The following is an 11,861-nucleotide window of genomic DNA, read 5'->3' as shown; positions in this document are numbered from 1 at the left end:
CGTCAACCCTCCCGTTCCGTTCTAAAAGAGGAAGTCCGTAGGCTATATTCTACTCTTTTTACCCTCTTTTTGCGACCGCATAATAGAGAGAGAAACCCGTCGAGGAGGACATGAACATGCATGGATATTTGGTTGCTTACACGGAGGAGACATTGTACCGATACCGGCAAAACGAGAGGGAAAACGAATTCCGCAGCGAGCGGTATTCGCACGGGGAGGAAGCGGCGCGAAGCGCCCGCGGTTCGAAGCTCGGCCGCTTTATACGCTTCTTGCGCAGGAAACAAACCAAAAGACGGCTCGTCGCTTCGATGAAGTGACGGCCGTCTTTTCCCTGCGTCGATCCTGGCTGCCTGAACCCGCGGCCGAGCCCCATGCAACCGCCATGCTCCTGCCTCCCGTCACGGCTTCGATAGCTCCGCTTCCGCCAGCATGTTCGCGGCGAGCCACGTGGGCACGGCCTCCTGCCTCGCATGCAGGTACACCTTCAGCAGCATTCCGTAGATGCGCTCCACGTTCCGTTTCATCTCCGGCACGGACACGCCTTGCAGCTCGCAAGCGGTAATGATGAGACCGCCCGCGTTCACCACGTAATCCGGCGCGTAGAGGATGCCCCGCTGCTCCAGCTCCTCGCCGTTTCGGATCTCCTCTTGCAGCTGATTGTTCGCCGAGCCCGCGACGATGGCGCATCTGAGCTTCGCGATCGTCGCATCGTTCAGGATGCCGCCGATCGCGCACGGCGCGAAGATGTCGCAGCTCTCCCCGTAGATCGCGTCGGGCGCGACGGCTCTCGCATGATAGGCCTTTACCGCTCTCTCCACCAAGGCGTTGTCGATATCCGCGATGACGAGGTTCGCCCCCGCGTCGCGCAGCAGGCCGCACAGCAGGAACCCGACCTTTCCAAGCCCTTGGACCGCGACGGTTCTTCCGCTCAAATCCCCGCTGCCGAGCAGGTAATCCGCCGATGCCTTCATGCCCAGGTAGACGCCGTAGGCCGTCATCTCCGCCGTGAAATCGCCTGCCGCCATGATCGTCCCGGTCGTATCCGTCACATGCGGCGTCTCCAGCCGGATCCAGTCCATGTCCCGCACCGTCGTGCCCAGATCGACGCCGGTAATGTAACGCCCCTGCAGCCGCTCGATGAATCGGCCCAAGGCGCGGAATTTGTCTTCGCTCTTGTCGGTCGAAGGATTGCCGACGATGACCGCTTTGCCGCCCCCGTAAGGCAGGCCGAAAATGGCCGCTTTATACGTCATGCCGCGCGCAAGCCGGACGGCGTCCGCGACGGCGTCGTTTTCCGTGGCGTACGTCCACATCCGGCAGCCGCCGAGCGCCGGCCCGAGCCGGGTGCTGTGGATCGCGATTACCGCCTGCAGCCCGGCCTGCTCCTCTTGGCAGAACACGACCTGCTCTACCTGCAGGCGCTTCATTTCCTTCCAGACGTCCATGCCGCAGCCCTCCTTGATCCCGAGAACTAATTAGTATGAAGGGGGCGAGCGAAATATGTATGGGCATGGACGCGCTCAAGCGGCGGCCGCTATTCCCGAATCAACCAGAACAGCACGAATTGGATGACGGCCATCGCGAGCAGGACGATCGGCAGCCAAATGGACGTCAAGTCCCCGGAGAGAAGCAGCAGCAATCCGATGGACAGGACCCGTCCCGTATTCAGGAACGTTTCCCGCATGACGACCGATTCGACTCTCAGCTGCCCTTTGAGCGGCAGCTTGCCGATCAGCCCGTAATAATAGGATGTCAACGTATTGACCGCCAGCGGATTGCAGATGGAGAACGCGATCATGAACACGAGCACCGTCCACGCCGATACGTCATAGAGCAGGAACAGGGCGCCGAGCACGATGCCGCTTGAAGAGTACAGCACGAATTTGCGCACCGGCTCTTTGCCGACCCGCCTGGAAATCACGTAGCCCGTGCCGACGGTCAGCGCCGAGAAGAACACGCCCAAATAACCGACGTGATCCTCCCGGCCGACGGTTTGGAAGAGCAGGATATTGGGCAGGAACAGCATGATGCCTTGAAACAGCCCCAGGACCAGAAATGCCAGCAGCCCCTTCGCCCAAAGCGCGTTGCGCCGCATGACCAGCCCCATCAGCTTCAAATAGTACGCCTTGTGGTGGGAGACGATCCTCGGAATGCGGAAGCTGATGACGGAAGCCGCGACGAACATCAGGAAAGCGAACAGGAACACGAAAATATAGCCCTGCAAGCCTCCGCTAAGTTGAATGATAAAGCCGGCTAACGCCGGGCCGATAAGTCCGGCCGAATTGAAGACGACCATGTTCACCGCCAGGAACCGCACCCGGTTCTGCTCCGTCGACACGTCGTACATCAGCACCAAATAACCGGTCCAGTAGAAGCCTGTCGCGATGCCGTTGAAGACGGCGAACGGGATGAACCACGCCGCGACGTTCTCCCGCGCGATGACGACGAGCAGATAGAAGATCGCGATCGTCACGATGCCGAGCCGATACGTGACCATCCGGTCCTTCATCTTGGTGATTTTGCCCCCGACCGCGAAAGCGAACGGCGTTAATAGAAAAACGATAATATTGTAAATCCCGTTCACGTACAGATCCTGCGTCAGGCGCCACAAGTACAAGTTCAGGAACAGCCCCGACATGGAGGCCCCGAACTGAAAGCAGCCATGAATCAGAAGAGCGGTCACCGCGTCTTTCCCCAGCTGCCTTTCCGGCGGGACGGTCCCCCCGAATCTTCTGACATTCCATCGCAGCCCGATTCCAGCTTTCATTCGTTCTTGTCCTCCTACGCGCACCTAGCCGCAATCGGCTTGGTGTCATTGTAATTCATGCCCGGCAATCGAGGAAAACGCTTCCTGCCGGTATTCGGGCCGTATTCCGCGTTCTCCTGCCCTCACCATTCGTTATGGAGGCTAAATCGGCCTATCTGCCACATTATGTCAGCATGGGAGCGGTACCTTGCGCTTGACGAGATTTCGCGCAGCCCAAATGTCTGAAATGACCCCGAATTAAGTCTGGATCAATCCCTGTCCAAGCGCCGCTTCTCCTTTACAATGAAGGGGATGAATACGATTACAAGGAGGCAACAACCGATGTGGCAAGCATCCTGGATATGGGGGCAAGGCGAAGCAAGCCCCCGCAACGAATGGCGCTGTTTCCGCAAAACCTTCCATTACGGCGAAGAGGCGGCTGCGGCGGGAGGCGAGACGAAGCTCAAGCTGACCGCGGATTCCCGTTACGTGCTGTACGTGAACGGAACGCAGGTCGGACGGGGGCCGATCCGCTCTTTTCCCTCGAACCTGCCCTATGACGAATACGAGATCGGCCACCTGTTGAAGCAAGGCGCGGAGAACGCCATCGCCGTCATCGTGCTCCATTACGGTCTGGCGACGTTTCAATATTTGCGCGGTCGCGGCGGTCTGCTGCTCCAGGTCGACCGTTTGGGCGCGGACGGACAAGTCTCCGAGACGCCGGTCCGCACGGACGCGTCCTGGACGACCGCGATTCACGGCGCTTACGACGCCACCTCCCAGCGAATTTCCTGCCAGCTCGGGTTTACGGAGCGATTCGACGGCCGCGGGTGGGACGAGGGCTGGAAGCTGCCCGAATTCGACGATTCCGCATGGGAACGCGCCGAAGCGATCGGCGCTCCGGGCATGGCGCCGTGGACGACCCTGTCGCCGCGCCCGATCCCTTACTTGACCGAGGAGCCGGTCTATCCGGCGCGGGTCGAGGAAATGAACTTCGTGAAGCCCGTTCCGTGGAGCGCGGCGTTCGACGTGCGAACGATCATGGTGCCGGAGAGCGTCAACCACGCCAATACGGTTACGATCATCGGGCTGCTCGCCGCCGTCGTCACGATGGCGGAGGACGGCGTGCTGACGGTCGGCAGCGTCGATAACGGACGCATGCCGCTGCGCGTCAGCCTGGATGGACACTGGTGCGCCGAGGCGGATTATTACGGCGAAGCCCCGCAGCAATTCGTGCAAGCGCGCCTCGCGGCCGGCGAGCATTTGCTGCTGCTCGACTTGAACCGGGAAATGCACGGCCATGCGTACCATTTGGGCTTGGACAGCGACGTTCCGTTCGAGGTTCGCTCGCCGCGCATCGGCATGGGCGGCAGCGACAGCTCCGGGGTTCCGTTTGCCGCGATCGGCTCCTTCGGCTGGGCGGAGCACATCGACCATGAGCCGGAAAGCGTCATCGATCGCAATCCGCCTCTGTACGCGGCGATCAAGCAGGTTGCTTCGGAGCGTCAATTGGCCGATTACCGGGAGTGGGTGAAGCCGATCGATCCGCGGCTTTATCATACGGCGGACGTCTACAGCCAGACCGCATGGCGCGTCGTCGACCGGCCGCAGCCGGTGCCCGCCGCCCTGCAGCGCGCCGTGCTGGCCAGCGCCGATCCCGGCGTCATTCCGCTGCACGCGGAGCTGGACACGGAAATTCTCATTGATTTCGGACGCGAATTGAGCGGTTACCTGGCGTTCGAGCTCGATGCCGCCGAAGGCACGATCGTCGATTTCTACGGCTTCGAATACATGCGCGACGGCTGGCGCCAGTATACGTACGAGTTGGACAACACGCTGCGCTACACGTGCCGCGAAGGCAGACAAGCCTACGCGTCGTTGGTCCGTCGCGGCCTTCGTTATTTGGCGATAACGGTACGGGGCGCGTCGCGACCGGCTAAGCTCTACGACATGAAGCTGCTGCAGAGCAATTTTCCGGTCGCCGATGCCGGGACCTTCCAATCCAGCGACGCGATGCTGAACGAGATCTGGCGCATCAGCCGGGACACGACGCGGCTGTGCATGGAAGATACGTTCGTCGACTGTCCGGCCTTCGAGCAGACGTTCTGGGTCGGGGACGCGCGCAACGCTTCGCTGATCAACTATTACGCCTTCGGTTCCGCCGAGATCGTCGAGCGCATCCTGCGGCTCGTGCCGGAATCGGCGTTCCAGACGCCGCTGTATGCCGATCAAGTGCCGAGCGGCTGGAGTAGCGTCATTCCGAACTGGACTTTTTTCTGGGTCACGGCCTGCCTGGAGCATTACCGCTATACCGGCAACGCGGCATTCGCGCGCGACTTATGGCCGCATGTCCGCTTCACGCTGGACCATTATCTCGCGAAAATCGATGAACGCGGTCTTTTTAAGATCAGAGGGTGGAATCTGCTGGACTGGGCGAACTTCGAGCAGCCGGGAGACGGGGTCGTCGCGCCGCAGAACATGTTCCTGGTGAAATCGCTTCGGGACGCGGCTGCGCTTGCGGCGGCGGCGGACGATACCGCAGCGCAAGCCGACTACGAAGAGACGGCGAATCGGCTGCGCGATGCGATCAATGCGCATCTCTGGGACGAGAATCGACAGGCGTATCTCGACTGCATCCACGCCGACGGCCGCCCTTCGAAGACGCTCAGCATGCAGACGCAAGTCGTCGCCAGCCTATGCGGCATTCCCGACGGCGAACGCTCCGAATGGCTGCGGGGCTATATCGTGGAGCCGCCGGCCGCGTTCGTACAGATCGGCAGTCCGTTCATGTCGTTCTTCTACCACGAGGCGCTGGCGAAGCTCGGCCGGCAGGATGTCATGACGCAGGATATCCTGACGCAATACGGCGCCATGGTGGACAAAGGCGCTACGACCGTCTGGGAAGTATACCCGACCAGCGGCATCACCCAAAACGATAAGATGCCGACTCGCAGTCACTGCCACGCCTGGTCGGCCGGTCCCGTCTTCTTCCTCGGCTCGGAGGTGCTGGGCGTCAGCGGCGTCACGCCGGGCTGGACCAAGGTGCGCATCGCGCCGAAGCCGTCCGGTCTCGCCTGGGCTCGCGGTTCCGTCCCCCTTCCGGGCAGCGGGCGGATCGACGTCTCCTGGCAGATCGACGAAGGCGCGAAGGTCATGAAGCTGCGCGTCGTCTCGCCGGCCTCGGTCGAACTGGAACTTGTCGGACCGGAAGGCTACGCGCTTGAATCGGACCGGGTCGTTATAGGCGGATAATGCAAGAGCAAGGGACGCATGAGGCGTATCCCTTGCTCTTCTTGTTTCACGGAGCCGATTCCTAACCGAACGGGCTCTGCTCCTTGGGTCTCGCATATGGATCTCAATCGCATATCGGTGATTGACGGCCGCAATCAAAAATCCCTTCCGCAACGATCATGGCCGAAGGGATTTCGATTTGGTGCCGATTATCGAAGGATCGTTACTTCGCAGCCTCGTACTCTAGCAAATTCACTTCCCGGACCGGAAGTCCCGCGTCGTCCGGTATGCGTAACGTCTTGATCTCGCATTTGCCGAACGATCCCTGCCATAGGCGGTTCAGCATCGGAATGGCGATCTCGGCTTCCGCCGGCCGGCCCGCGGTTTCGTAGCAGCGCAGAATCCAGCCGTCGTCGTCTTCCGCCCGTTTGAACGCGGAGGATACGATCTGCGCCGCCGAGATCCGAATGCCTTCCAGCTGTTGCGGAAGCGGCCCTTCATGGTACGTCTCCCATACGGCAATCGGCGGCACGTTCAATTCGTAGGCTTTGCGCACGATGCCGCTGTCCTGCCAGCTGCCGTCATGCGGGACGAGGGCGTACGTGAACTCCTGCAGCCCTTGGTCCATGAACTCGACCTGGTCGTCGCGTACCCCGTAATGATCGGCGAAAATCGGGCTGCGAACCACGGTCATTCTCGCTTCGCGATCCAGCACGTCATAGGCGTATTTGCCGCTGTTCAATATCGCCAACCCGCGCCTCTCCTCCGAATCCGGAACCTTGCCGCTGACGTCGATCCACTGCTGGCCCGGCACTTCCCTGCCATCCGTCTCGCGCCGAATATAGCCGTACGGAATTTCCGAATGCGACTCCGGCTGCTCTACGGCAACCGGGAACGACAGCTTCAGCATCTTGTGCTTCTCCCGCCAATCCAGCTGCACCTTCACTTGAATATCCGCGGCATGGGCGTGGAGAATAAAATCCTGACGCAGCGTCGAACCGTTATAGCGGCTCGTGACGCGGACAATGCCGCGCAGCGGGCCGTTCTCCAGCACCTTGACCTCGGCATCCGCGAAATACCCGATCAGATCGCGGTAGCTTTGCAGGCCATGGCCCCACGTATCGCTGTGATGCTCGTCGATGATGACCGGCACCGCCCCAGGACCGCCGAATACGTCGGCATTCGTTCTCTTGTCGAGCAGTCGGGAGATATAACCGGTATGCCGTTCGAACTCCACACGAACGAAGGCGTTTTCCAGCGCGTTCGCTTCTGCCGTCACCGGCGTCTTCAACGCCGCCGGGGCCGTTTCCTTGCTCAAAAAGCACCAATAGACCCGATATCCCATGGCCGGGACGCGCGCCATGAACAGCGTATCCCAGTTGTCCTGTCCGTTCGTACGCGACGCGCGGACGGTCTGCGTCGGCACGGCATTGCCTTGATCGTCCGTCACGCCCGTCATGCGACGGTTGGCATGGATCGGCACCTCGACCTCCCAGGACAGCGGATTGAATACGACCAGCGGAGTCCCGAGATCGCCATGCTCCCAGGACAGCCAATGCTTGTCTTTGCTCAGCGACCGGATCTCCGGCTTCACCGTGTCGATCGACCAGGACAGCCGCTGCGCGGCCGCGTTCAACGCTTTCGCCGCGATATGCAGCGATTCCCCGTACGATTCGCGCGCATCCTGAAACGCCTCGCGAATGCTGCAGCCGCCCATGATGTCATGGAATTGATTGAACATGACGTTCTCCCAGCCCAGCTTCAGCTGCTCCTGCGGGTACGGCAAGCCGAGCAGCACGTTCGCGGCCGACGAGAATTTTTCAGCGGTCAAGAGCCGATGCTCCGCGCGCCGGTTGTTCTCCTTCGACTCCGAATGGGTGGAGTAACATCCGATCGCATGCATTTGCATCTCGTCCTTCACGACCGGAATCTTCGGCTGCGCCGCCGCCAGCTCGTCGAAATAGCGGTTCGGCGAGCTCAGCACGATACGCTCCCGCCCGTAGCGGGCCTGCAAGGCTGCGATCGTCTCCAGATTCGCGATCGTCGGACCGCCCCCGTGGTTGCCCACCCCGTAGAACGTCATATGCGGATGACCGTCCGTATCCGCCATATCCCCGTGCGCAAGGATTTTCTCCTCGAACGGAAGCCCCCAGCTCGTCGAATAGCTGTCCGACAGACGGAACGCCATGACGCGGCTCCCATCCTCGGATTCCCACCAAAACAGATTGCGCTCCAGCTCCTTCTCGTGTTTCTCGGGACGCATGAACACATAATAATCCATCCCGCTCTTCTTCAAGAGCTGCGGCAGCATGCCATTGTGGCCGAACGAGTCGACATTGTAGCCGACCTTCGCCATCGTCCCGAATTTCTCCTGAAAGTACCGCTGCCCGTACAAGCCGTGCCGGGCGAACGATTCGCCCGAGGGCAAGTTGCAATCCGGCTGGATCCACCAGCCGCCGACGATGACCCAGCGGCCTTCTGCCACGCGCAGCTTGATTTCCGCGAACATGTCCGGCGCGTTCTCCTCGATCCAGCGGTAATAGGCCGCGCAAGAGCGGGTAAACACGAAATCCGGATATTCCCGCAAGCGGTCGAGCGCCGAACGAAACGTCGCCTTGATCTCCGCGTATCCCTCCTGCCACTGCCACAGCCAGACGGGGTCCAGATGCGCATTGCCGATCAGATGAATCTTCTGCTTCGCCCTGTTGGTCATATTCGATTGCCGCCTTTCTCGTTCAAATGGTTTATGGCGACGGACAAGCTCGCGTAATCGCCGATGTGCTCGCCCAGACCCGCTTGCATGACTTCGCATGCCGATGCGGAGAGCGGCAGCGACTCCCGGTGCATCTCCGCCAGCACGACAGGCTCCATGATCGCCCGCTGCCTGCCGTAGATGCTGCCGATGACGATTCGCTCGGGATTCAAGATATCCACGAGCAATGCGAGCGCCCGCCCGAGCTTCCGCGCGGACAACCGGTAAATCTCGATCGCGATGGGATCACCCCGCTCGGCCGCGCGGCCCACGAGCTCCGCGGTGAGCAAGGGCAATTCCTCTGTCGTCCGGCAAAACGACGGCGGATCGCCCTCGTTCAAGCGCTCCTCTGCCATCATCCGCGCCAGCTGGGCAATCCCGCCTCCGCTGCAGAAGCCTTCGAACGATCCGGCTTTCCCGTAGCCCACCGGGCCTTTCGGCTCCAAACGGATATGGCCGACCTCCCCGGCCTGGTCGTTCGTGCCCGAATAGAGCGCGCCGTTCAGGATCAGGCCTGCGCCCATGCCCGTTCCGAAGGTCAGGAAAATCATGTTGCGGCAGCCTCGCCCCGCCCCCCATTTCCATTCCGCCAGCGCGCAGGCATTGGCGTCATTTTGAAGCGCTACCGGAACGCCGAACCGATCGGCGAACGGGGTCACGATATCGACCGCGTCCCATCCCGGCAGATTCGGCGGCGACAGCACCAATCCCCGCCGGCTGTCGAGCGGGCCGCCGCAGCTGATGCCGATCGCGGATAGCTCGCCCTCGGCCAGCTTCCCCAACTGCTCCTCCAATGCGTCGATCATGCGCGCGATAGCCGCTTCAGGAGCCGAAGGCGTCGGCATCCGAGTTTTGCCGATGATCGCGATGCCCCCTTCGCCATCCAACGCGCCTAAGCTGACCGCGCACTTCGTACCGCCGATATCGATACCTGCCAAGAGCTTCATGCGTCGAAGAATGCCTCCTCCACCATCATGCACAGCGCATGGTAAATCGGCTGATGCCGTTCCTGGATATCCGGCGTCCGGTCATGCGGGACCCGGATCGTCACGTCGCACAGCGTGTTCATCGCTCCGCCGTCGCGGCCGGTCAGGCCGATCGTCCGCACGCCGAGCGATTTCGCTACCTGGATCGCCCGAACGACATTCGCCGAATTGCCGGAGGTGCTTAATCCGAGAAGCACGTCGCCTTCTTTGCCGTAGCCGTAAACCTGTTGGGCGAACACCGTTTCCGCGGATACATCGTTCGCGAATGCGGTCATCAGCGCGGCATGGCTCGCGAGCGATATCGCCGGCAGCGCGCCTTGCAATCGGTCCGCCAGCTGCGCCCCGTCCGCCGGGAAGAGGCGGATCAACGATTCCCTGAAGCTTGCCGGCACCGGCCGTTTGGAAACAAAGCCTTTCATCAGCTCGCCGACGATATGCTCGCTGTCCGCGGCGCTGCCGCCATTGCCGCATACGAGCAGCTTGCCGCCGTTCCGGTACGAATCGGCCAAGAGCTCATATGCCAGAGCCGTCTCCTGCACGCAAGCCATCAGCTCGGGATATTTTCCGATCATCGCGGATAAGTGATGATGCATGTCATTTGCCCCTTTCTACGGATCGGGGACTCGCCGCGCGCGCGTCATGGCGGAGAGCCCGAAATTCCGACGGCGTCGCCATCGCGACCTGTCTGAACAAATTCGAGAAATAAAACTCGTTCTTGAATCCGACCGCAAGCGCGATCTGCTTCATCGGCATGTCCGTCTCGATCAGCAGCTTCTTCGCCTGCTGCACGCGGATGTCGTTCAGCTTCTCCACGACCGTCAGCCCCGTTTGCGAACGGAACAGCCTTGCGAGCGTCCGGTAACTGACATGCAGGGCATTGGCGATATCCTGCACGCGAACCTCGTTCGCATAATACGCTTTCAGAAACAGCAGCGTCTGGCGGACAACGATGTCGCCATGATCATGCGCCTGCAGCGGCGCAGCGGACGCAGCGGCCCGCCAGTCCTCGAACAGCCCCGTCAACCAGCCCGCGAAAGCCGTTTGCAGCGACAGCAGGCTCGACTCCGGCCGCAGCGCGAATAGCGGCGCCGCCGTTTCGGGTTTCAGCGCATAGGCGCGCACCGTAGAGAAGCAGCGAATAAACTCTGCTTCCTCCGCAAGGCTGACGGCATCGCCTCCGTCTTCCTGCTGGAACTGCCAGCGCAGGCAAAATCCGTCGTCCGCCTCGCCTGCTCCATGCCGATGCGAATGCACGACGCCCGGAGGAATCAAGTACGAATGCCCGGCTTCGATCCGAAACTCGGTCCCGGCCGAAGTCGTGAACAGCCCGCCGTCCCCCACATAATTGAATTCATACCAGGGATGACGATGCGGAGGATGCGACCAAGCTTCCTCATGTTCCGCTGAAAGCGCATCCAATAACGTGATCGTGAGTCCCCCGATTCGTATCGGCTGCATCATGAGCCGCTGCAAATTCCGCAGCGGACCTGCATAGGAAACTTCTCCGGCCAACATGAACTCCCCCTCGACTGCCCTTGCTTCTTCTACGATTAGTATAGAACATCTCCCGCGCATTCGTATGACAAATACACGGAATCCTTTATAAAATCATGCCAAGTTTACTCGCTATGCTGGCATAATCGGTCGTCTCCAACGCTTGCGAAACCCTGGCCCTCGCGAGCAAACACAAAAAAGCCTTCATCCGCGCCGAGCGCAGACAAAGACTTGTCGTCGTAAAGGATGGAGCGGAAGACGGGAATCGAACCCGCGACCCTCGCCTTGGCAAGGCGATGCTCTACCGCTGAGCCACTTCCGCAAGAAACGGTAAAAAGATTACTGGGGCGACCGATGGGACTTGAACCCACGAATGCCGGATCCACAAACCGGTGCGTTAACCCCTTCGCCACGATCGCCATGATACTATGTAGTAATGCATTACCAAGGGTTGGTCAGCTTTTCCCATAAATAAAACCCACATCGGTGGGCACTCCAACTTGCTATCGAGCTTCCACCCTGAAAACTGGATACGAACCTTTGCGAAAGGTGTCTTGTTTAGCTGATGTTACGCATGTCTTTGGATAAGCCCTCGACCGATTAGTATTCGTCAGCTCCACACGTTGCCGCGCTTCCACCTCGAACCTATCGA

Annotated in this window: 8 protein-coding genes and 2 tRNA genes; 2 read left to right on the top strand and 8 right to left on the bottom strand. The window is 60.7% G+C overall.

Annotated features, from left to right (window positions below; genetic code table 11):
- The first annotated feature begins 116 nt into the window (after positions 1 to 116).
- Entirely contained in the window at positions 117 to 317 is a 201-nt protein-coding gene (locus tag GT019_RS23525; protein ID WP_161745879.1) for a hypothetical protein, read from the top strand.
- Positions 318 to 398: 81 nt separating this feature from the next.
- Here GT019_RS23525 and GT019_RS23520 read toward each other — a convergent pair whose 3' ends face one another.
- Positions 399 to 1,445: a Leu/Phe/Val dehydrogenase gene (locus GT019_RS23520; RefSeq protein WP_161745878.1), complete on the bottom strand. Its 1,047-nt coding sequence runs from the start codon at positions 1,443 to 1,445 to the stop codon at positions 399 to 401.
- An 89-nt stretch (positions 1,446 to 1,534) separates the two neighbouring features.
- Positions 1,535 to 2,767, bottom strand: coding sequence for an MFS transporter (locus tag GT019_RS23515; RefSeq protein ID WP_161745877.1), 1,233 nt, complete (start codon positions 2,765 to 2,767; stop codon positions 1,535 to 1,537).
- Positions 2,768 to 3,088: 321 nt separating this feature from the next.
- On the opposite strand from GT019_RS23515, the gene GT019_RS23510 reads away from it, so the two are divergent.
- Entirely contained in the window at positions 3,089 to 5,998 is a 2,910-nt protein-coding gene (locus tag GT019_RS23510) for a family 78 glycoside hydrolase catalytic domain (protein ID WP_235949142.1), read from the top strand.
- 202 nt (positions 5,999 to 6,200) lie between these two features.
- Here GT019_RS23510 and GT019_RS23505 read toward each other — a convergent pair whose 3' ends face one another.
- From GT019_RS23505 to GT019_RS23480, 6 genes are all read right to left on the bottom strand, one after another.
- Positions 6,201 to 8,690 (bottom strand): alpha-mannosidase, encoded by a 2,490-nt coding sequence (locus GT019_RS23505; protein ID WP_161745875.1) that lies wholly within the window; start codon positions 8,688 to 8,690, stop codon positions 6,201 to 6,203.
- Positions 8,687 to 9,676 carry an ROK family protein gene (locus GT019_RS23500; protein WP_161745874.1) on the bottom strand — a complete coding sequence of 330 codons (990 nt, stop codon included), beginning with the start codon at positions 9,674 to 9,676 and terminating at the stop codon, positions 8,687 to 8,689. Before GT019_RS23500 ends, GT019_RS23505 begins: the two co-directional genes overlap by 4 nt.
- On the bottom strand, positions 9,673 to 10,308 hold the full coding sequence (locus GT019_RS23495) for a D-sedoheptulose-7-phosphate isomerase (protein ID WP_161745873.1): 636 nt from the start codon (positions 10,306 to 10,308) through the stop codon (positions 9,673 to 9,675). The genes GT019_RS23500 and GT019_RS23495 overlap by 4 nt, the downstream gene beginning before the upstream one ends.
- Position 10,309: 1 nt before the next feature.
- Positions 10,310 to 11,230, bottom strand: a complete 921-nt coding sequence (locus GT019_RS23490; RefSeq protein ID WP_161745872.1) for a helix-turn-helix transcriptional regulator — start codon at positions 11,228 to 11,230, stop codon at positions 10,310 to 10,312.
- A gap of 226 nt (positions 11,231 to 11,456) precedes the next feature.
- Positions 11,457 to 11,531 (bottom strand) — tRNA-Gly (locus GT019_RS23485).
- A gap of 21 nt (positions 11,532 to 11,552) precedes the next feature.
- Positions 11,553 to 11,628, bottom strand: a tRNA-His gene (locus GT019_RS23480).
- Positions 11,629 to 11,861: the final 233 nt, after the last annotated feature.

It is taken from the genome of Paenibacillus glycinis (genome assembly GCF_009909185.1).
GTDB classification, from domain to species: domain Bacteria; phylum Bacillota; class Bacilli; order Paenibacillales; family Paenibacillaceae; genus Paenibacillus_Z; species Paenibacillus_Z glycinis.
The sequence above is the reverse complement of the archived record's forward strand: the minus strand, read 5'-3'. Positions and strand labels throughout refer to the sequence as shown.

Excerpts from the sequence above, each read along its gene's own strand:
- GT019_RS23525 (WP_161745879.1), top strand. The coding sequence starts at position 117 with ATGCATGGATATTTGGTTGCTTACACGGAGGAGACATTGTACCGATAC.
- GT019_RS23520 (WP_161745878.1), bottom strand. The coding sequence starts at position 1,445 with ATGGACGTCTGGAAGGAAATGAAGCGCCTGCAGGTAGAGCAGGTCGTG.
- GT019_RS23515 (WP_161745877.1), bottom strand. The coding sequence starts at position 2,767 with ATGAAAGCTGGAATCGGGCTGCGATGGAATGTCAGAAGATTCGGGGGG.
- GT019_RS23510 (WP_235949142.1), top strand. The coding sequence starts at position 3,089 with ATGTGGCAAGCATCCTGGATATGGGGGCAAGGCGAAGCAAGCCCCCGC.
- GT019_RS23505 (WP_161745875.1), bottom strand. The coding sequence starts at position 8,690 with ATGACCAACAGGGCGAAGCAGAAGATTCATCTGATCGGCAATGCGCAT.
- GT019_RS23500 (WP_161745874.1), bottom strand. The coding sequence starts at position 9,676 with ATGAAGCTCTTGGCAGGTATCGATATCGGCGGTACGAAGTGCGCGGTC.
- GT019_RS23495 (WP_161745873.1), bottom strand. The coding sequence starts at position 10,308 with ATGCATCATCACTTATCCGCGATGATCGGAAAATATCCCGAGCTGATG.
- GT019_RS23490 (WP_161745872.1), bottom strand. The coding sequence starts at position 11,230 with ATGTTGGCCGGAGAAGTTTCCTATGCAGGTCCGCTGCGGAATTTGCAG.